Origin of the sequence: Pseudomonas sp. o96-267 (assembly GCF_003935465.1) — a bacterium.
GTDB lineage: Bacteria > Pseudomonadota > Gammaproteobacteria > Pseudomonadales > Pseudomonadaceae > Aquipseudomonas > Aquipseudomonas sediminis.
Genome location: NZ_RHQP01000005.1, coordinates 15,284 through 35,107 on the forward strand (window position 1 = coordinate 15,284; position 19,824 = coordinate 35,107).

Sequence of the window (19,824 nt, forward strand, 5' to 3'; positions counted from 1 at the left end):
TCGCCAAAAATGGATTCAGCCCTCAACTTTGCCGTCCGTCGGCCGATGACAGGGCATTACAACGACGGATACCTGCCATGCGTAACAACCAGCCGGTCACTCAGCGTGAGCGCACTTTTCCTGCGCAACAACGCCTGATATCCACCACCGATCTCAAAGGGCAAATCACCTACTGCAACGACGCCTTCGTCGACATCAGCGGCTTCAGTCGTGAAGAACTGCTGCGCGCGCCACACAACATCGTGCGCCACCCGGATGTACCGTCCGCCGTGTTCGAGCACATGTGGACGACCCTGAAAAAGGGCCGCCCGTGGATGGGCATCGTCAAGAACCGCTGCAAGAACGGTGACCACTACTGGGTCAACGCCTACGTCACGCCCGTGACCGAAAACAACCAGGTCATCGGCTACGAATCCGTCCGTGTCAAACCGACCGCCGAGCAAGTCCGCCGCGCCGAAACGCTCTACGCCCGAATCAACGCCGGCAAGTCGGCCGTTCCAGCCAGCAACCATTGGCTACCCATCGTCCAGGCGTGGATGCCCTTCATCCTGGTCAGCCAGATCGGCTTCATGATCGGCCACTGGATGGGCAGCAACTGGGGCTTCATCCTCGCCGCTGTACTCTCCGTGCCGCTGGGCCTGGCCGGCATCGCCTGGCAGACGCGCGGCGTCAAACGCCTGCTGCGCATTGCCGAGCAAACCACATCCGACCCGCTGATCGCGCAGATGTACACCGACAGCCGTGGCGCCGAAGCACGCCTGGAAATGGCCATGCTCAGCCAGGAAGCACGCCTGAAAACCTGCCTCACCCGCCTGCAGGACACCGCCGAGCAACTCACCCTGCAAGCGCGTGAAGCCGACAAGCTAGCGCACAACAGCTCGGCTGGCCTCGAGCGCCAGCGCAGCGAGACCGAGCAGGTCGCTACCGCCGTCAACGAAATGGCCGCCCCCACCCTGGAAGTAGCGAGCAACGTCGCCCGCACCGCCATCGCCACCCAGGAAGCCAACCGCCTGACCAGCGAAGGCCGCACCATCGCCGCAGAAACCCGCGAAGCCATCCAGCGCCTGTCGCAATCGGTCGGCGATACCGGCGAGACCGTGACCCGACTGGCCCAGGACAGCAGCGAAATTGGTGGCGTGGTCGACGTGATCAAAGGCATCGCCGACCAGACCAACCTGCTCGCCCTCAATGCCGCCATCGAAGCTGCTCGCGCTGGCGAGATGGGCCGCGGCTTCGCTGTAGTGGCTGATGAGGTGCGCTCGCTGGCGCAACGCACCGCCGAGTCCACCGAACAGATCCACGCGCTGATCGCCAAACTGCAGCGCACTGCCGAAGAGGCCGTGCTGACCATGGAAATCGGCCGCAAGCAGGCCGACGAAGGCGTCGAACGCGTGCTGCAGGCCGATCAGGCGCTGTCCGGCATCAGCGACTCGGTGGCCAATATCGCCGATATGGCCAACCAGATCGCCGCAGCGGCGGAGGAGCAAAGCGCCGTCGCCGACGAGATCAACCAGAACATCACCACCATCGCCCAACTGGCCGACCAGACCGCCGGCGAAGCCAACGACACTGCCAAACTCAGCGAGGCCCTGACCAACACCGCACAGGGCCAATACGCCCTGGTCGAGCGCTTCAACCGCTGAAACAAAAGGCGCCGCGGCTCACCGCTGCGCCTCCCTCCTCCCCGCCCGGCGTTTGTAGGAGCGAGCTTGCTCGCGATCTCCCTACGCCCTTCCCAACCGTCCCCGCTTTCGCGTAATTGCCACTTGCCAGCAGTTATCTGACATGGTGTATAACCTCCCAAACACCCCATCGCCTCGCTACCTCCCGCAACCTAGAGAAGGATCTTGAAAATGGCCAGGAAGGTTATTCACCAAAGCCACCAGCAGGTTATGCACCATTTGGTGTCTATTTATAGTTAGGTATCACAATGGATCGATTGAGATATCTCGCACTAAATAATGAAATAAATTCGTCGCCGGGCATAAAATATTTGTCACGCAGAAAGGTTCGTGAATTTACTTACAATATTTTTTCTACCAACAGAGATCTATTGCTTTCGGCATGCGCAAAGCTTGACTCTCCAGAAAGTGCTATACGCCTCATGACACCCGACAACTACAAAGAAGGTACGGCTGCCCACATGGATGTCATGTGTCACTTCCATAATTTCTTAGCTGCAGCAAAAACTCTTGTAGATCACACTAGGTGCTTTATAACAGACCACTACAAAAACACACCAATTGAACAAGCATATAATCAAAAAATTTCATCAGATATCGCTAACGATGATCTAGTAAGGTTTGTGCAGGACCTTAGGAATTACATGCTCCACAAGGCCCTCCCACACTCCAGCATCTCCATAAACATTAAAAAAACAGGAAAGATCAACAGCAACAACATCAAAACATCTGTACACATCAATAGAGAAAAAATAATTCATTGGGAAAAATGGACCGCGCCCAGCAAAAAATATTTATGCAATGCGCCAGCCGAAATTAAAATATCCGACATTGCGATGAATTATGGTAAAAAGATAAGTGATTTCCATAACTGGCTTGACGCACGCATAAACAAATATCACGCTAAGGACTTAGCTCATCTAGAGTTTTTAGAAAAGCAACTAAGGCTAGTCACCAGCGGGCAAACCTAACAAATTTTGAAGCCGCTCGCTTCGCTCACTCGGGACGGGCCAAAGCCCGCCCCTTAACCAAACGTCATAAATCCAAGGAGAGATCGTGCCATCGAACGCACATAGCAAGTTTCTAAAAACCATAAAGCGGTGCGAGTCCTTGGTTGATTCCTACAAGCAGTTGCAGGCGATTGACCAAGCGAATGGTGTTGCGGTCCCCACCCCAAAGGATATTGTTAGAGGTGCAGTTGTGCTGGCTGTCGCTGCGCTGGACACGTATGTAACCGACGCGTTCTCAGAAAAATTGGTTCCTTACCTTCAGAGATATAAACCAGACGATGAGCTGATTGAGCTTCTTTACAAATCCGGCTTGGATACCAAAGAGGCTCTGGTTCTTCTAGGGATGGAAAGGCCATACCGACGTATAAGAACCCTCATCGAGAATTACTACGGCTCATATACGACTCAGAAATTTGATGTGATTGACCAGATCTTTAGACCATATCGATTAGCGAACGTCACGGAAAACGCAGCACGGAAAAGTGGAAAGCCATCAATTAAGACATCTGTGGGTAAGCTGGTTGAGCGAAGGCATCAAATTGCTCACGCAGGAGATTACAACAGGCACGGCCGAATTATTGACATCAATGAAGAGCAAATTGCAAAGCGAATCAAACACCTTGAATTGCTGGTGACGAGCATGGATGAAATACTGTGCAACAGGGTGTAGCGAATTATAACCATGCATTGCATGCGGACAAGCCGCTGCAATGCGGTGTTATGCAATGGTTTACAACTCAATCGCACCTAAAGGGAGATAGATTCATGCACGATAAAAGTAAATTCTTCTCTGATTACTCTACGACTGAAAATAAACTCTCTAAAGAGGTTCGAAGGGAAATTTTACTCTGCGCGAATCTTTCAGAGGAAAGTAAATTCTTTGGCGCTTGTCGAATACTTCAAGATCTACGCAAATGGGAAGCAGGACAGCTTTCTAAAACGAGGTTATCGCTCTCTCCTCGAGCACTCCTGAATACAAAGGAATATTGAATCAAATTAGTTATGCCAGAAAGCTGGTATCCCAAAGTTTAAATATCTCAATAAAGACCGATAAAATTGCTGAACTCTGGATTATCAGCAGCGCCACACTAAAAAGAAAGGCAATAATAAGAAAGTGGAGTGGTGAAATATCCGAAATTAATTATTGCTTACAGCAGTAAACTCATAATTCTAGAGCAATTCCTAACAGCATTAAAATTGATCGATTCGCTCACAGAGACGGACTAAATCCCCCCGTCAGTCAATGTCCCGGTAACAATCCCAATGCCCTTCCCAACAGATGAACACCAAGCCCTTCTAGACGTTAAAGGCGTAGGCCCTACCGTCGTGCAACGACTCGAACAGATCGGCATAAACTCCTTGCCGGAACTGGCCGAAGCCAGTGTCGGCGATATCGTCACCGCAGTAGCCGGTCAGTTGGGCTCGACCTGCTGGAAAAACAGCCCACAAGCACGTGCGGCTATCCAGGCCGCCATCGACCTGGCCAAATCACGTCAGTAACTCCCTCTCTTTTACCGCCAAGGAATCCGGCATGCCTGCCCACGAGAAGATCAACTACGTCGAATACCCCACCCGCGACCTGCCGGCAACCCAGGCCTTCTTCCAGGCCGCTTTCGGCTGGCGATTCACGGACTACGGCCCCAATTACGCAGCTTTCGCTGATGAAGGCCTGGATGGCGGTTTCTTCAGCGCCGAGATGTCCGCGCGCAGCGACAACGGCAGCGCGCTGATCGTGTTCTATAGCGCACAGCTGGAAGACACCCTGGCCAAGGTCGAGGCCGCCGGTGGGGAAATCGTCAAACCGATCTTTGCCTTCCCCGGAGGCAGACGCTTTCACTTCGTCGAGCCGGGCGGCAATGAATTTGCCGTATGGTCGGAGCCGGACGGCCAGTAGTCGGCCCTCGAATCCGTAGCCCCCTGCTGCAACCGTCGTTCCCGCCCAAGCGGTTACCCAGAACAACTCTCTGGGCTCCCGCCTTCGCGGGAACGACGGTGAGAGCAATCCCCCACACGATAAGTGCTTGTCTGGCATATCCCGTTTGACCCACCACCAGTTCCCCACTTAACGTCCCAGTCTTCCTCTCGGGCGAGCGTTACCCTCGCCGGAGCCATGGAAGAACCCAGCATGAATCAAGGAGGCACAGGATGCGCATCATGGTGATCGGAGCCAGCCGAGGTCTCGGCCGTGCGCTGGTAGACGGCTTGGCGCAAGGCCACGAGTTGATCGGAATTTCCCGTAACCGCCCAGCCGATCTGCCTACAGGCATCCAGTGGATCGAGGCGGATATAAGTGATCCACTGCGGGCCGTGGACGCCATCGAAGCACAGTCGCCTCAGCGCCTGGACGCGATCATCTACAACCTGGGGATCTGGGAAACTCGCGCGTTCGAGGATGACTACAGCTTTCTGCAGGACGACGACGCGCAGATTCTCGAGATGGTCAGCGTCAATATCGGCGCGACCTTGCTACTGCTCAAACGCCTGCTACCGCGCCTGCTCGGCGGCGCCAAGCCGCAATTGATCCTCACCGGTTCCACCTCGGCCCTGCCACAGAGTGGCCGCCCGGAAGTCACCTTTGGCGCCAGCAAGTTCGCCCTCAAGGGCATTGTCGAGACCCTGCGCGAAGGTTTTCGCGATCATCGTCTGGCCGTCACCTGCCTGCAACTGGGCTACCTCAATACCCAGGATGGCCTGCAAATACCGGTTGAACAGGCGGCGCAAAATGGCGAAGGTCAGCTGATTCCGTTGCACGATGTCGTCGCTCTGGTGCAAACCCTGCTGAGTCTGTCCGATGCCAGTTACGTGCGTGAGCTGGTACTGCCAGCCATCGCCGACGAGCGCTTTTGAGCACCTGAGCACCTGAGCACCTGAGCACCTGAGCCTCGAGGAAATCCGATGCCCGATCTTTCCGTCACTCTGACGACGCCACGTCTTGTCCTGCGCCCTCTGCAAGCAGCGGATGCTGCGGCGTTGTTCGCGATCTTTTCCGATCCGCAAGTCATGCAGTACTGGAACACGCCACCTTGGAACTCCGAAGCCGTGGCGCAGGATTTCATCCGCGCCGAGCAACAGGCCATGCACGATGGCCAACGCCTGACCCTGGCTATTGTCGACAGGGAAAGCGCAGAGCTGATCGGCAAATGCCTGCTGTTCAACTATGAGCCGGTGTCGCGTCGTGCAGAGATCGGTTTTGGCATTGCATCGTCTGCCTGGGGCAAGGGTTACGTTCAGGAGGCGGCTGGCGAGCTACTGCGCCATGGTTTCGAAGCTCTGGAACTGAATCGTGTCGAGGCTGAAATCGACCCAACCAACAGCGCCTCCGGTCGTGCTCTGGAGCGCCTGGGCTTCAGCCAGGAAGGATTGCTACGTCAGCGTTGGATCATCGACGGACAGGTGTCGGACTCGGCACTCTTCGGGCTCCTGAGCGAAGATTGGCGCAGCCGCCACAGTCAACGGTAAGTCGTACGCAACAGGTGAAAACATGCAGAGAATCGACCATATCCGCCTGATGGCACGCTACAACAGCTGGATGAACGAACGGCTCTACACAGCGGCTTCCACCCTGCCTGACGAAGCGCTGAGTGCCGAGCGCGGTGCGTTCTTCGGCTCGATCCTCGGCACGCTCAATCATCTGCTGGTGGCTGACCGTATCTGGCTGGGGCGCTATAGCGCACACCCGGCGAACTTCCGGGCATTGCGGGCGCTCGCAGAGCTGGAAGCTCCGACGCGCCTGGATCAACCGATGGGTGCGGATATACGCGAGCTGGCCGCACTGCGTAAACAGCTGGACAGTTACATCGAAGCCCTGGCCGCCGAGGTGGGCGAAGAGCAGCTGGATCAGCCGCTGAGCTATCGCAACATGAAGGGTGTGGCCGCGCAAAAGCACTTCTTCGCCCTGCTGATGCATCTGTTCAACCACCAGACGCATCACCGCGGGCAGGCTACGACGCTACTAACCCAAGCGGGCGTGGATGTGGGTGTGACCGATCTGCTGGCGTTGATCCCTGACGAGCTTTGAGCTGCGGCCAAGTGCCGATGGCGCCTCGCCCTCTCCAGGCTCAAAGGCCAGCCAGTTTCAGCCAGTGTGCGTAGAAACCTTCGGCAACCTGGTTCAATGCCCTGACCTTCTCACTCAGGTCGTCACGCATCTCGGCGATGCTCTGCTGGCTGGGCTGGCTAGCATCGAGCAGATGCGCCCAGTCATCGAGCCAGAGTTCGATCAGCTCTTTTGTCATCTCCGGATGGCCCTGCAGCGCCAGCACCTTGTCACCCCAGGCGAAAGCCTGATTGTCGCACCACTGGCTACTCAACAGAGGCTGGGCGCCGTCAGGCAGCGAGAAGGTGTCGCCGTGCCACTGGAAGATGCTGAACGCTGCAGGCAGATGCGCCAGCCAGGGGCTATCGACAGCCTCTGCACGACGTTGCATGTGCTGCCAACCCGCTTCGGTGTAGGGCATGCGACGGACGCTGGCACCCAGTGCCTTGGCCAGCAGCTGGCCGCCCAGGCAGTGACCGATGATGGGAATGTCGTGCTCGATAAAGCGCTGCAACGCAGCCACTTCGTCGGCGATCCAGGGCAACGGGTCATTGACGCTCATCGGCCCGCCCATCACGGCGACCGCCTTGGGCCGCTCCAGGTCGTAACCGTGCAGTTCACCCAGATCGACGCGCAGCACGTCGAAACTGCAGCCACGCGCCTGCAGCACCTGCGCCAGGTGAGCTGGTGGGCAATAATCGATATGAGTCAGGATCAGAACATCGGCCATAGCTACCTCCGCCGCGCAGTCTGCGCGAGAAGGATTGGCAAGTCGAGGTGGGCTGGGAGTTGAAGCCATCGGCCGGACAACCGGCCGATGGTCTGAGCTGATGGACGCCGCTGCATCCACATTTGAGGATGTCCTGAAAAAGCCAGCTATCGTCACGCCCGCGAAGGCAGGAGCCCAGATAATTCGCTGGTTCTGGATGCCCGCCTGCGCGGGCATGACAACTTTTTCAGTGTTTCCCTAACGCATGGCTGACGCTTTCACCTCCTGGGTAACGCCCCAGCCATCCATCTTGCCGCCCAGCGGGACGACGATGGACTCCAGGTCATGTTCGAACTCGCCGATACCGGCATGGGTGGCATACATCACTTTGCTGATTTGCAGGTGCCAGATGCCGTCCTCACGGGCGGATATCTGAGCGTTGAGCGACTCGCCGCGAAAGTTTCTGGCCGCCGTTCTGGCCCGTTCTTCGTCGGGAAAGATGGCGTAGAACTCGATCGGGTGAAACTGGGCGAAGTCGAATCCCCCTTCTTTCATCCGACGCAGCACCGATGTGCTGGAGTCTTCGTGGAAGGCTGTGCTCATAAACGACCCCCTCTCAGGCTATGGATGGATTAACCGCTTTCCCAATGCGACCGCCCTACAGACGGTGTCGCGGCCTCTACCGGAAACCTCTGAAAACGCCCAGCGTCTAAAGAAGCCACCAATTGGCGCCGCCCCGAGAATCGAGCTGGTGCTCGATGTGTCTACTGCAAGCGTATCGACGACTGCCCGACAGAACGCCGGGCTGAAAACCGTCACCCCAAGAGTAGCCGCTAAACGCGAGGTTGGCGTCGCCCAGAAAGCCTTTGTGACAAAGCCGACGACCGACGGCAATTGGCCAGCCTGCACGCCTCGCCGGAAATCATGAACGACTGAGCCAGGCCATCAGTAACCTGTTGATCCAGCCCGGCGTGATCTGCCCAAGGTTGAACAACAGCCCGAACTGTAGCCCCACCGGGCGATGCACGGTGCTGGCGTGGGCCTGCTTCCAGGCCGCTTCGGCGATCTGCACAGCGTCCAGGCGCACGCCCAGGCGACGCATCACTGGCGGACGCTGCGCCTGGCTGCGCACCATCGGCGTGTCGACGAATGGCGGCATCAGGTCACCCCCGCGGCTGCCGTATTCGCGCCATTCCAGCTCCAGCGTCTCGGTCAGGCCGCGTACGGCGAACTTGCTGGCCGAGTAACTGGCGAGCTGTGGCACGCCGTAAAGCCCCGAGACCGAGCCCATGTTGATCACCTGCGCCTCTGGCGTGGCCTTGAGATAGGTGAATGCCGCATGGCAGAGGTTGAGCACGCCGAGCACATTGATCTGTACCAGGCGCGTGTGCTGCTCCAGCTCGATATCGGCGAAGGCACCGGTGTGCAGAATGCCCGCGCCGTTGAACAGCAGGCGCAACTGGCCGCCGCTCTGCGTGCAGAAGTCGGCCAGCGCGATTTTCACAGCCGCGGCATCGACTACATCCAGCGACGCATGCCAGGCACCGCCCAGTTCGGCGGCCAAGGCCTCCAGTGCCTTTTCATCGACATCCAGTAACCCGACCCGCCAGCCCCGCGCGTAAAACAGCCGCGCGGTGGCGGCGCCAATGCCCGATGCGGCGCCGCTGATAAGGATGTTGTTCATCACATGCCCCGCTCACGGAGAAAAGCCACCACGCGGGCAATGGCGTAATCCGCCGCTCGTAACATGCCGACATGCGCCTGGAACACGTGCCACAACCCCGGATAGCGCTCCAGGCACAGGTTGACCCCAGCCGCTTTGGCGTGCTCGGCCAGGCGCAGGCTGTCATTGAGCAACAACTCGTCTTCGCCTACCTGGATCAGCGTCGGCGGCAGTTGGCTGAGGTCAGCGAACAGCGGCGACAGGCGCGGATCATTGCGCGGCAGGTCGTCCGGGCAATACAGCTGCGCGGCCTGTTCAATCCAGCTGGGGTGGAGCAGCGGATCGCCGGCAGGCGGCTCGTGCATATGCTCGCCGGTGAAGTCGGTGACCGGCGAGAAGCACACCAGGGCGGCGGGCGCCGGCAGACCGAGTTCGATAATGCGCAGGCAGCCGACCAGGCTCAGGTTGCCGCCGGCCGAGTCGCCGCCAATGGCGATCTGTTCGGGTCTATAGCCAGCGTCCAGCAGCGCCTGGTAAGCCGCCACCACGTCATCGCGTGCAGCGGGATAGGGATATTCCGGCGCCAGGCGGTAATCCAGGGCACAGACCTCAAGTACAGCGCGTTTGGCCAAGCTGGCGCAGATGCCCCGGTGCGTGTCCGGCCCGCCGATCATGAAGGCGCCACCGTGCAGATAGAGCAGCACACTGCCGCTGCTGGCAGGCGGCCGATGCCATTCGCAAGGGCGCCCGGCCAGGGTATCGGCGCTGCGCGTTACGCCACGCGGCGTCAGGGTGATGGTGGTAAGCACGCGCAATATGCGGCGCTGCGCCGGCACGGGCATCGGTGGCCGCACCAGACCGCGAAAGAACAGACGCAGAAAACCGCGCAACAGGCCGCGCAGCAACATCTGCTCGGCGGCTGGGGCTTTGAAATCAGCGGACGCAGTCATAGTCGGCAAGCTCCGGAGTACGGGTCATGAGGCGATAGGTGAAGGTGAACCCCGGCCAGTTGTTGGTGTTCTTGCCGGTAGCGGTCTTGTACCAGCTGTCGCAGCCCTGTTCCCATATCGTTCGATGGGTCGCCTGTTGCAGCTCCGCGTTGTAGTGCCGTTGCACCGTCGGGCGCAGATCGAGATAACGCAGCTGCTGTTCGCGCAGCACCTGCAGGCAGCCCAGCACGTAGGCGTACTGGCTCTCGAGCATATACAGAATGGAGTTGTGGCCGAGGTTGGTGTTCGGCCCATAGAGCAGGAACAGATTGGGAAAGCCGCTGACGCTGATGCCCTTGTAGGCCTCGGCGCCCTCCTTCCAGGCCTGATTCAGCTCCAGCCCGTCGAGGCCGCGAATGCGCATCGGCGCGAGGAAGTCGGTGGCGGTGAAACCGGTGCCATAGATCAGAACATCGCAGGAGTGCTCACGACCATCGGCCGTCACCAGGGAATGCTCGCGCACCTCGCGAATCGCCGCGTCGACGATCTCGACATTGGCCTGCGCCAGCGCCGGGAAGTAGTCGTTGCTGATCAGGATACGTTTACAACCCATGGGGTAGTTCGGCTGCAACTGCGCGCGCTTGCCAGCATCGGGCATATGCCGCTGCAGGTGGCGGGTGAAGCTATGGCGAAACAAGCGCATCAGCCAGGGAAAACGAATAAAGGCCAGCGCCCGCCCCTCGTGATGCAGGTATTGCAGGAGGCGGTCGGCGCGCTGCAGCAGGGGCAAACGCTGTTTTAGAGCAATTTCCCAGGGCCGATACGTACGATCCGGCTTGGCCAGCACATAGGCCGCCGAACGCTGAAACAGGCTCAGGCTGGCCACCTTGGGCTGGATCTGTGGCACGAACTGGATCGCCGAAGCGCCGGTGCCGATTACCGCCACGCGCTTGCCGGTCAGATCCAGATCATGCCGCCAGCGCGCCGAGTGAAAGGCCTCGCCACGGAAATGTTCCAGCCCGGGCAGTTTCGGGTAAGCCGGCCGATTGAGCTGGCCGCAGGCACTGACCAGCGCCTGCGCCTCGATCACCTCGCCCCCTGCCAGCTCGACACGCCAAATGCCGCGCTCGGCATCGAACTCGGCGCCGAGCACTTCGCTGTTCAGGCGGATGTGCGGACGCAACCTATGTTTCTCCACGCACTGCAGGATATAGGCGTGGATTTCCGCCTGCGGCGCGAACTTGCGCGACCAATCGTGCTTGGGCTCGAAGGAAAAGGAATACAGGTGCGAAGGCACATCGCAGGCGGCGCCCGGATAGCTGTTGTCGCGCCAGGTACCGCCGACCTCGCCAGCCTTCTCGAGCAACAGGAAGTCGTCCTCCCCGGCCTTGCGCAACTGCATGGCCAGACCCAGACCGGCAAAGCCGCTGCCGATGATCAACACGCGCCAGAGCGCGTTCGTACGGGGGTTGTTGTTCATTGTGATGACCCGTGTATGACGATGAGCTGATGCTACTTGCCTCGCCCTGCCCGGGTTATGGCATAGTCGGCCAGGATATTGTGATTTTCGGACAATCTATGCCATCTCCCTGGCCTGCACGCCGCAGTATCACCAGCATTCAGCTGCTTACCCAGCTGGGGCTCGATCTGGGTCTGAGCCTGGACAAGTGCCTGCATCAAACAGGGCTCAGCCCGGTGCAGTTGGCCAGCCTGAACGGGGAGATCGAGGCGCAGCGTGAGCTGCAGTTGATCGCCAACCTGATCGAGGCGCTGCCCGCAGTCGAAGACCTTGGCCTGCAGGCCGGTCGGCGCTACCACCTGACCACTTATGGCGCCTGGGGTTACGCCATTCTCAGCAGCGCCACGGTGCGCCAGGCCGCTGAGCTGGGCCTGCGCTATCACGGTCTGACCTACGCCTTCACCCGCATCAGCCTGAACGTGGATGTTGCCGTCGCCAGCCTGAATTTCGACGACAGCGCCCTGCCCCCGGCGCTGCATGATTTCATCGTGCAGCGCGATATGGTCGGCGCCCTGGTGGTCGTGCGTGAATTACTCGGTAGCACGCTACGACTACTGGATGTGGAACTGCGTCAAGCCGCACCGGCCGATACAGCGCCGTTCATCGCAGCCTTCGGCCAGGTGCCACGCTTTGGCGCGGCGTGCAATCGCATGGGCTTCGCCGCCGAGTTGCTGGACAACCCACTGCCACGGGCCAACCCGCAACTGGTCAGCGCCTGCGAGCAGCAATGCCAGGCATTGCTGGCGCGCCATCAATGGCATCAGGGTGTGGCCGGACGCGTGCGCCAGTTGCTGTTGCAGTCGCCAGGGCAGATCGCCGATATGGAACAGGTTGCGGAGCGCCTGCACCTGAGCAGCCGCACCCTGCGCCGGCGCCTGATCGAAGAAGACACGAGCTTCCGAGCCCTGCAGGACGAGGTACGCCAGGCGCTGGCCGAAGAGCTGCTGGCCGCCGGCGGCCTGAGTCTGGAAGAGATTGCAGAACGACTGGGGTATGGCGAGCTGTCGAATTTCATCCACGCCTTCAAGCGCTGGAAAGGCGTAACGCCGGGGCGTTATCAACGTGGCACCTAAGGGTTTGCGGTGTCCCTGGTGCGCGCGGCGCACCCTACCAAAAGCTCATCCGTCCGAACCTTGGCCCTCCGATACGCGCTTCATGTAGGGTGCGCCATGCGCACCGGCCAGGCCGTCAGAGTTTGAAAGTCATCTTCACGCTGACAAGCCGCAAACGCCGCGCTAGGGTGCCAGCCATGAACATCATCACGCTGCTTCTGCCCTACCAACCGCCCTGGGACTGGCAACAGTTCCACAGCCATTTCGCCCTGCGCGCGATTCCCGGGCTGGAGTCACTGAGCGCGGACAGCTACAGCCGCGGCTTCAGCATCGACGGCACACCCGGCTGGTTTCGAGTTGCCCCGTTGCCAGGGCAGAACTCGCTGGAACTGCGCTGTCGCCTGGCCTCGCCCTCGCATCTGGATCAACTCGAACAGCGCGTGCGGCGCATGTTCGATCTCGACAGCGAGCCCGAGGCGATTGCCCTGCACCTGAGCGCTGACGAACTGCTCGCGCCGCTGCTGCTGCGCAATCCCGGCCTGCGCCTGCCGGTGGCGTTCGATCCGTTCGAACAGGCGGTGCGCGCCATCGTCGGTCAGCAGGTCACGGTCAAGGCGGCGGTCACCATCGTCGGGCGTCTGGTGCAGCGTGTCGGCACGCCGATCGAGACGCCGGAAGCGTTGGGCATCAGCCATCTATTCCCTTCGCCGAAGGCGCTTGCCGAGGCCGACCTGACCGGTATCGGTATGCCCGGCAAGCGTGTGCAGTGCCTGCAGCACTTCGCCGCGCGCATCGCCGATGGCAGCCTGAAGCTTGATCTGGAAGAAGGCAGCCTGGCACTGATCGAGCGATTGTGCGCCCTGCCCGGCATTGGCCCGTGGACAGCGGAGTACATCGCCCTGCGCGCATTCGGTGAGGCCGACGCCTTTCCCGCAAGCGATCTGGGTCTACTCAAGGCGCCAGTGTGGGGAGCGGAAGGTATCGACGCACGGCGCCTCAAAGCTCACGCCGAGGCCTGGCGTCCGTTGCGCGCTTATGCGGCGGCGCATCTCTGGCACAACTATTCGGGAGGCTGAACCATGCATTACCGCCATCACGACAGCCCTGTTGGCCCACTGTTTCTCGCGGCCGATGAAAGCGGCCTGCAACTGCTGCTGATGGAGCTGGACAGCCGGCCCTGGCGCATCGAAGACCATTGGCAGCCCGCTAGCCGTGAGCTGGACGCCGTGTGTAGCCAGTTGGACGAATACTTCGCCGGCAAGCGCCGCCAGTTCGAATTGCGCCTGGCGCCGAGGGGCACAGCATTCCAGCAGGCGGTCTGGCAGGCGCTGCTGGCCATTCCCTACGGCCGCACCTGCAGCTATTCGGAGCTGGCCAATGTCATCGGGCGGCCGCAGGCAGTACGCGCGGTGGGAACGGCCAATGGCGCCAACCCCATCTCCATCATCGTGCCCTGCCATCGGGTGATCGGCCGTGACGGTAGCCTGACCGGTTATGCCGGTGGCCTGCCGCGCAAGCAGCAGCTACTGGAACTCGAGGGCGTGTTGCAGCCGGCTCAGGCGCAACTGGCTTTGTAACCGGACTCTTTACGAAAAGTGTCTAGGGTGCGGGTATGCGCGCCAGAGGCTCAGCACGCGGACGTAGGGGCAAAGCCAGAATCAGCCCTTCGCCCGAAGCCGGAAAGATGCCGGTCAGGGCGGTGATATTGACCTGATGAGAAATCAGCACCAACGGCGCGCCAGCAGGCAGTTGGTTGATCGAGCGAATCAGCTCGGCGGTCTGCTCGGCACCATCCTCGGGCGTGCCGAAGAACGAATCCAGCGCAGCAAATGATTGTACCGGGCCGCGCTGCATGCTGCTGGCCGTGTCCAATGCGCGGCACCAGCGACTGCTGAGAAGCCGCGGCTGTTCGATCCCCTGACGTGCGAGCAACTCGCCCCAACGCCGGGCCTCGGCACGCCCTTGAGCGTTGAGGTTGCGCTGGGTTTCGCATTGTCCAAGGCGGAAGCTAGCCGGGTCGCCCGTACCCGGCGCCGTGGCATGACGCATGAGTATCAGCGCGCGACCTTCACGCAATGCCTGCCAGGCGTCGGCGTTATCTGCTGCCACACTTAACAGCGGCAGCAGCGCCAAGGCCAGCAGCCACAGACGCCTCATATTCTGACGTTACCGCGCGGCCCCATCAGCGCCCAGATGATCAGGCCGATTACAGGCAACAGCACGATCAGCAGAATCCATAGAATCTTGATTCCAGTTTCCGCGTTGCTCTTGACCACGTTGATGATGGCCCAGATATCCAGGGCGAGGATGACCAGGCCAATCAGGCCATTGAAGGTAGAACCCATGACGACACTCCTGTCTGAAAGGTTACCTTCATAGGATAGCTGGCCACCGGCGCGGGTTCCCTTAGTCACCGAGCCTGGCAAATCGGCTGGCGATATCGTCGTCGGTGCGCACCGGTGCGTCCTCGCTGGCGCGCAGGCGCACCACCAGCGCATGCGGTTCCTCCCCCAGGTCGACCCAGTAGCGGGTACCCGCTGGCAGCGACAGCAGGTCGCCCTTCTCGCCCTGCAGCATGTAGACGTGATCGTCGATGTGCAGGCTGAGCTGGGCGAAGCCACCGAGGAACAACCAGGCACTGGCCGTCGATTGCGACTGCTCATCCAGATGACGCGCACGCAACTCCAGTTTCTGCGGATGGTTGCGCTGCAGGTTGAACAGCTCCTGCTGCACATAGCCTTCCTTGCCCATGAACGCCTGCAGCCACAGACCATAGGCTGCGTCGAACTCGGCCTGCTCGCAGCCGGGGCGCAACGCAGCCGGCAGCTCCACCTGGCGATAATCGATGCCCGCCGCCGCCAGGGTGCTGGCGATGTCGTCGGCGTGGTTCAGTATCTTGTTCGGCAGTTCCGAGGAGGTGTGCTGGTAGACGGCGAGGCTGCTCATGAAGGGTTCACTCGATTCAGGGCCGCTCGGGCGGCAGACGGGTGGCAATGATGAAGGCGGCTAGCAAGGCTACCAGACTGGCGATGGCGAAGGTCCAAGCCGGGCCTAGGCTCTTCCAGCTGTAACCGGCATACAGCGCGCCCAACGCACCGCCAATCCCGGCCAGACTGACATACAGTGCCTGGGCCTGGCCCTGCTGGCGATCGGCGAAACTGCGTTGCACGAAGTGAATGCACGCTGCATGAAAAGCGCCAAAAGTGGCGGCGTGCATGCACTGCGCCAGCAACAGCACCGGCAGGTACTGGGCCAGGTTGCCCAGCAGCAGCCAGCGCACGGCGGTGATCAGGAAGCTGGCCAGCAACACGGTGCGCAGCGAGTAACGCTGCAGCAGCCGCGCCATGACCAGGAACAGCAGAATCTCCGCCACCACCCCCAGCGCCCAGAACAACCCGATGGCGCCGCGGCTGTAGCCAACACCCTCCAGGTGCAGGGTCAGGAAGGTGTAGTACGGACCGTTGCTCAGTTGCATCAGCCCGACGCAAGCGTAGAACGCGAGGATGCCGGGGCGACGCAATTGGCGCAGAAAACCATCCGACTCCAGCGTGCTAGGGCGCAGCACAGGCTGCGCATTGGGCACCCACAAACTGCTGGCGACGATACCGGCCATGATCACCAGCAGCGCTGCCGGATAGGCATCCAGGCTCAGCCATTCGAACAGCAGGCCGAGGCCGACCACGGCAACGATGAAGCCGATGCTGCCCCACAGGCGAATCTGGCTGTAGCGCGCCGCCTGCTCACGCAGATGGGCCAGGGTGATGACCTCGAACTGTGGCAGCACCGCATGCCAGAAGAAAGCGTGAGTGGCCATGATCAGCGCCAGCCAGGCGTAGCTCTGGCTGAAGAAGATGCCGGCGAAGCAGACCAGGGTGCACAGCGCGCCGAAGCGCACGATCAGCAGGCGCTGACCGGTGTGGTCACCCAACCAGCCCCACAGGTTCGGTGCCAGGCAGCGCATCAGCATGGGAATGGCGATCAGTTCGCCGATCCGCGCTGGGGAAAAGCCCAGGTGGTCGAAGTACAGCGCCAGGAACGGCGCCGTACCCCCAAGCAGAGCGAAGTAGAAGAAGTAGAAACCGGACAACCGCCAGTAAGGCAGGGCCCCGCTCATGCCGCCGCCCGGATCACAGCTGCGGCAGCACCGGCGTGGTGACGCGCACGTCGGCATTCTGCCCACGGTGGCGCAGCAGATGATCCATCAGCACGATGGCCATCATGGCCTCGGCAATCGGTGTGGCACGAATGCCCACGCAGGGGTCGTGACGGCCCTTGGTGATGACGTCCACCGGGTTACCGTCGACGTCAATGGAGCGCCCCGGCGTGGTGATGCTGGAGGTCGGCTTGAGCGCCAGGTGAGCGACGATCGGCTGGCCGCTGGAGATACCGCCGAGAATGCCGCCGGTGTTATTGGAGAGGAAACCCTCCGGAGTCAGCTCGTCGCGGTGCTCGGTGCCACGCTGGGCAACGCAGGCGAAACCGGCGCCGATCTCCACGCCCTTGACCGCGTTGATGCTCATCAGCGCGTGGGCCAGCTCGGCATCTAGACGGTCGAAGATCGGCTCGCCGAGGCCCGGCATCACCCCTTCGGCAACCACGGTGATCTTCGCGCCTACCGAATCCTGGTCACGGCGCAGCTGATCCATGTAGGCCTCGAGCTCCGGCACCTTGTCCGGATCGGGGCTGAAGAAGGCGTTCTCTTCCACCGAATCCCAGGTCTTGAACGGAATCTCGATGGGGCCAAGCTGGCTCATGTAGCCACGGATGACAATGCCCTGGCTGGCCAGGAACTTCTTGGCGATAGCACCGGCCGCCACGCGCATAGCGGTTTCACGCGCCGAGCTGCGGCCACCGCCACGGTAATCGCGCAGGCCGTACTTGTGGTGGTAGGTGTAGTCGGCATGGGCCGGGCGGAACAGGTCCTTGATCGCCGAGTAGTCCTTGGACTTCTGGTCAGTATTGCGGATCAGCAGGCCGATGGAGCAACCAGTGGTCTTGCCCTCGAATACGCCGGAGAGAATCTCCACCTCGTCGGTTTCCTGGCGCTGCGTGGTGTGGCGGCTGGTGCCCGGCTTGCGGCGATCGAGATCACGCTGCAGGTCTTCCAGAGAAATCTCGACACCCGGCGGGCAACCGTCGACGATGGCGACCAGCGCCGGGCCATGGCTTTCGCCAGCGGTGGTGACGGTGAACAGCTTGCCGTAGGTATTGCCGGACATGGGAAGACACTCCGCGAGATTCAGCATCGGCCTGCCACTGCGCAGGCCCGATTCACAAGGTGGGCGAGTATACCTGCCACCTACTTGCAGTTCACCCCGAACCTTGTCCAGCCGAGCGCGTCCAATGCCAGTCTGCCACTACCCTACCCTCATCATGCTACGAGCCCTGCTCTTGTCCCTCACCCTGATCACCGGCCTGGCCCAGGCCAACACCACCCGACAACTGCCCATCAGCCTCGACACCGACCAGGGCACCCTGTACGGCAGCCTGCTGGTGCCGCAAAGCGACAAACCGGTGCCGGTGGCGCTGTTGATCGCCGGCTCCGGTCCCACGGACCGCGACGGCAACAACCCAGAGGGTGGCCATAACGATGCATTGAAAAAGCTGGCCCAAGTGCTGGCGCGTAATGGCATCGCCAGCCTGCGCTATGACAAACGCGGCGTGGCCGCCAGCCGCGCCGCCACACCGGACGAAAAGGACCTCAGCGTCGAGCGCTATGTGGCCGATGCCGAAGGCTGGGCCAAGCTGCTCAGGGACGATCCGCGTTTTGATCGACTGATTCTCATCGGTCACAGCGAAGGCGCAATGATCGCCAGCCTGGCCGCGCCTGGCAGCCAGGCCAATGCGCTGGTATCCATTGCCGGCCCCGCCTATCCGATCGGCCAGGTGCTGGACATGCAACTGGCCATGCGCCTGCCGCCGCCGTTGCTGGACGAGAGCCGGCACATCCTCGCCAACCTGATCCGCGGCAAGCTGCAGCCCAAGGTCCCCAAGGAACTACAAGCGATCTATCGCCCCAGCGTACAGCCCTATCTGATCAGCCTGCTGCGCCAGGACCCGGCGGAAAACTTCGCCGCGCTGCAGATACCCGCCTTGATCGTGCAGGGCACCCACGACGCCCAGGTCAGCCCGGACAACGCCGAGGTACTCAAGCAGGCCATGCCCGATGCCGAGCTGGCGTTAATCCCCAGCATGAACCACGTCATGCGCATCACCCCCGCGCCCTGGAACGAACAGCTAGCGTCCTACGACGATCCGCAGCTACCCTTGGCCCGTGCGCTGGGCGAACGGATCGTGTCCTTTATTCGCTCCAGTGCTGAGGAAAATGGCCGATAACGCATCGAAGGCCACCAAACAGTACACAGGACGCCCATGAGCGAAAACCCGGCCCCGGAGGCGCAAGCCGCCGACGCAGTCGCAGGCGAGACGCCCGCCGCGCCGCATCCCTGGACTGACCTGCCAGCCGAGCAGTTCAGCCTGCTGCGCCTGGCGCCACTGCCGGTCGCCCGGGAGACCGGGCCGCGACCGCTACGCGTCGGTCAGCTCGGCCGCGGGGAGCGCCACGCCAAGGATCTGAGCCTGCTGCGCCTGACCATCCAGGTGCCAGGCCAACGCCTGCATCGGCAGAACAACCTGCTGGAAGGCTGGGCCGATCATCAGCGCAAAGAAGTTCGCTTCGGCCCGGACAAGGGCCTCAGCGTGGAGCCCGCCAACCACGGCCTGGGGCGTTTTCTTATGGCACAGGGTATCGCATGGGCGCGCAAGCAATACGCGCACTACCAGGTCGAGGGCGGCGCCCTGCCGACCAAGGACAACTTCAACGAAGCGGCCCGCGCCCGCCGTGACCACGCGCTGAAAGCGCAGGGTTTCACCATCGAGTACAGCGACCCGTTGCAGCTCAAGCCGTTCTACAGCGCACCGCGGGTCAGCTCGCTGCACGGCGACTGGCATGCCGAGAAGGTGCAGATCATCGAGTTGCTGGATGCTGCCGCGATGCTGCAGCAGGCCGACCAGACGCTACAGGAGCAGGACGTCAAACTGCGAAAACTGGAAGATCGGCTCGAACGCCTAAAGCGCGAGGACAGCGGCCTGCGCTTCACAATCACCTGCCTGGTGGCGTTCAGCCTGTTTCAGGCCGGCCTGCTGATCTGGATCGCCACACGCTAGTGGCCCTTGGTGCGCGCGGCGCACCCTACGTCTGCCGTAACTCCCGCAGGGTGCGCC

The 19,824-nt window shown here is 61.1% G+C and carries 23 protein-coding genes; 13 read left to right on the plus strand and 10 right to left on the minus strand.

Annotated elements, in window-relative coordinates; translation table 11 throughout:
• Positions 1-77: 77 nt before the first annotated feature.
• The 8 genes from EGJ86_RS04485 to EGJ86_RS04520 all read left to right on the plus strand — a co-directional run bounded on the left by EGJ86_RS04485 (position 78) and on the right by EGJ86_RS04520 (position 6,710).
• Positions 78-1,643, plus strand: a complete 1,566-nt coding sequence (locus EGJ86_RS04485) for a PAS domain-containing methyl-accepting chemotaxis protein (protein WP_125834207.1) — start codon at positions 78-80, stop codon at positions 1,641-1,643.
• A gap of 287 nt (positions 1,644-1,930) precedes the next feature.
• The gene (locus EGJ86_RS04490) at positions 1,931-2,653 is read left to right on the plus strand and encodes a hypothetical protein (protein ID WP_125834208.1); all 723 of its coding nucleotides are present in this window, start codon (positions 1,931-1,933) and stop codon (positions 2,651-2,653) included.
• 85 nt (positions 2,654-2,738) lie between these two features.
• Positions 2,739-3,362 carry a HEPN domain-containing protein gene (locus EGJ86_RS04495; protein WP_256672151.1) on the plus strand — a complete coding sequence of 208 codons (624 nt, stop codon included), beginning with the start codon at positions 2,739-2,741 and terminating at the stop codon, positions 3,360-3,362.
• Positions 3,363-3,955: 593 nt separating this feature from the next.
• Entirely contained in the window at positions 3,956-4,192 is a 237-nt protein-coding gene (locus EGJ86_RS04500) for a helix-hairpin-helix domain-containing protein (protein WP_177432770.1), read from the plus strand.
• Between the two features lie 31 nt (positions 4,193-4,223).
• Positions 4,224-4,586, plus strand: a complete 363-nt coding sequence (locus tag EGJ86_RS04505; protein WP_125834211.1) for a VOC family protein — start codon at positions 4,224-4,226, stop codon at positions 4,584-4,586.
• Positions 4,587-4,837: 251 nt separating this feature from the next.
• Positions 4,838-5,539 carry an SDR family oxidoreductase gene (locus EGJ86_RS04510; RefSeq protein WP_125834212.1) on the plus strand — a complete coding sequence of 234 codons (702 nt, stop codon included), beginning with the start codon at positions 4,838-4,840 and terminating at the stop codon, positions 5,537-5,539.
• A 48-nt stretch (positions 5,540-5,587) separates the two neighbouring features.
• Positions 5,588-6,151: a GNAT family N-acetyltransferase gene (locus tag EGJ86_RS04515; RefSeq protein ID WP_125834213.1), complete on the plus strand. Its 564-nt coding sequence runs from the start codon at positions 5,588-5,590 to the stop codon at positions 6,149-6,151.
• Between the two features lie 22 nt (positions 6,152-6,173).
• Positions 6,174-6,710 carry a DinB family protein gene (locus tag EGJ86_RS04520; RefSeq protein ID WP_125834214.1) on the plus strand — a complete coding sequence of 179 codons (537 nt, stop codon included), beginning with the start codon at positions 6,174-6,176 and terminating at the stop codon, positions 6,708-6,710.
• Between the two features lie 40 nt (positions 6,711-6,750).
• Here EGJ86_RS04520 and EGJ86_RS04525 read toward each other — a convergent pair whose 3' ends face one another.
• From EGJ86_RS04525 to EGJ86_RS04545, 5 genes are all read right to left on the minus strand, one after another.
• Positions 6,751-7,458, minus strand: coding sequence for a type 1 glutamine amidotransferase (locus tag EGJ86_RS04525; RefSeq protein ID WP_125834215.1), 708 nt, complete (start codon positions 7,456-7,458; stop codon positions 6,751-6,753).
• A 237-nt stretch (positions 7,459-7,695) separates the two neighbouring features.
• Entirely contained in the window at positions 7,696-8,040 is a 345-nt protein-coding gene (locus EGJ86_RS04530) for a ribonuclease E inhibitor RraB (protein ID WP_017679242.1), read from the minus strand.
• Between the two features lie 319 nt (positions 8,041-8,359).
• Entirely contained in the window at positions 8,360-9,121 is a 762-nt protein-coding gene (locus EGJ86_RS04535; protein ID WP_125834216.1) for an SDR family oxidoreductase, read from the minus strand.
• Positions 9,121-10,050 carry an alpha/beta hydrolase gene (locus EGJ86_RS04540; RefSeq protein ID WP_125834217.1) on the minus strand — a complete coding sequence of 310 codons (930 nt, stop codon included), beginning with the start codon at positions 10,048-10,050 and terminating at the stop codon, positions 9,121-9,123. The genes EGJ86_RS04535 and EGJ86_RS04540 overlap by 1 nt, the downstream gene beginning before the upstream one ends.
• The gene (locus EGJ86_RS04545; RefSeq protein WP_177432772.1) at positions 10,034-11,509 is read right to left on the minus strand and encodes an NAD(P)/FAD-dependent oxidoreductase; all 1,476 of its coding nucleotides are present in this window, start codon (positions 11,507-11,509) and stop codon (positions 10,034-10,036) included. The genes EGJ86_RS04540 and EGJ86_RS04545 overlap by 17 nt, the downstream gene beginning before the upstream one ends.
• 98 nt (positions 11,510-11,607) lie before the next feature.
• Here EGJ86_RS04545 and EGJ86_RS04550 point away from each other — a divergent pair, with 98 nt between their 5' ends.
• From EGJ86_RS04550 to EGJ86_RS04560, 3 genes are all read left to right on the plus strand, one after another.
• Positions 11,608-12,621 carry an AraC family transcriptional regulator gene (locus tag EGJ86_RS04550; RefSeq protein ID WP_218565871.1) on the plus strand — a complete coding sequence of 338 codons (1,014 nt, stop codon included), beginning with the start codon at positions 11,608-11,610 and terminating at the stop codon, positions 12,619-12,621.
• A gap of 176 nt (positions 12,622-12,797) precedes the next feature.
• Complete coding sequence (locus EGJ86_RS04555) at positions 12,798-13,676, plus strand: DNA-3-methyladenine glycosylase (RefSeq protein WP_125834219.1); 879 nt, start codon at positions 12,798-12,800, stop codon at positions 13,674-13,676.
• A 3-nt stretch (positions 13,677-13,679) separates the two neighbouring features.
• Positions 13,680-14,177, plus strand: a complete 498-nt coding sequence (locus tag EGJ86_RS04560; protein WP_106734348.1) for a methylated-DNA--[protein]-cysteine S-methyltransferase — start codon at positions 13,680-13,682, stop codon at positions 14,175-14,177.
• Positions 14,178-14,199: 22 nt separating this feature from the next.
• On the opposite strand, the gene EGJ86_RS04565 is transcribed toward EGJ86_RS04560, so the two are convergent.
• The 5 genes from EGJ86_RS04565 to aroC all read right to left on the minus strand — a co-directional run bounded on the left by EGJ86_RS04565 (position 14,200) and on the right by aroC (position 17,819).
• Complete coding sequence (locus EGJ86_RS04565; protein ID WP_125834220.1) at positions 14,200-14,757, minus strand: histidine phosphatase family protein; 558 nt, start codon at positions 14,755-14,757, stop codon at positions 14,200-14,202.
• Entirely contained in the window at positions 14,754-14,945 is a 192-nt protein-coding gene (locus EGJ86_RS04570) for a PLDc N-terminal domain-containing protein (protein ID WP_037002762.1), read from the minus strand. The genes EGJ86_RS04565 and EGJ86_RS04570 overlap by 4 nt, the downstream gene beginning before the upstream one ends.
• A gap of 61 nt (positions 14,946-15,006) precedes the next feature.
• Complete coding sequence (locus tag EGJ86_RS04575; RefSeq protein ID WP_125834221.1) at positions 15,007-15,546, minus strand: acireductone dioxygenase; 540 nt, start codon at positions 15,544-15,546, stop codon at positions 15,007-15,009.
• Positions 15,547-15,562: 16 nt separating this feature from the next.
• Positions 15,563-16,714, minus strand: a complete 1,152-nt coding sequence (locus EGJ86_RS04580; RefSeq protein ID WP_125834222.1) for an MFS transporter — start codon at positions 16,712-16,714, stop codon at positions 15,563-15,565.
• A gap of 13 nt (positions 16,715-16,727) precedes the next feature.
• The gene (gene aroC, locus EGJ86_RS04585) at positions 16,728-17,819 is read right to left on the minus strand and encodes a chorismate synthase (protein WP_125834223.1); all 1,092 of its coding nucleotides are present in this window, start codon (positions 17,817-17,819) and stop codon (positions 16,728-16,730) included.
• Between the two features lie 124 nt (positions 17,820-17,943).
• On the opposite strand from aroC, the gene EGJ86_RS04590 reads away from it, so the two are divergent.
• On the plus strand, positions 17,944-18,936 hold the full coding sequence (locus EGJ86_RS04590) for an alpha/beta hydrolase (protein WP_125834224.1): 993 nt from the start codon (positions 17,944-17,946) through the stop codon (positions 18,934-18,936).
• 36 nt (positions 18,937-18,972) lie between these two features.
• Positions 18,973-19,767 (plus strand): hypothetical protein, encoded by a 795-nt coding sequence (locus tag EGJ86_RS04595; RefSeq protein ID WP_125834225.1) that lies wholly within the window; start codon positions 18,973-18,975, stop codon positions 19,765-19,767.
• Positions 19,768-19,824: the final 57 nt, after the last annotated feature.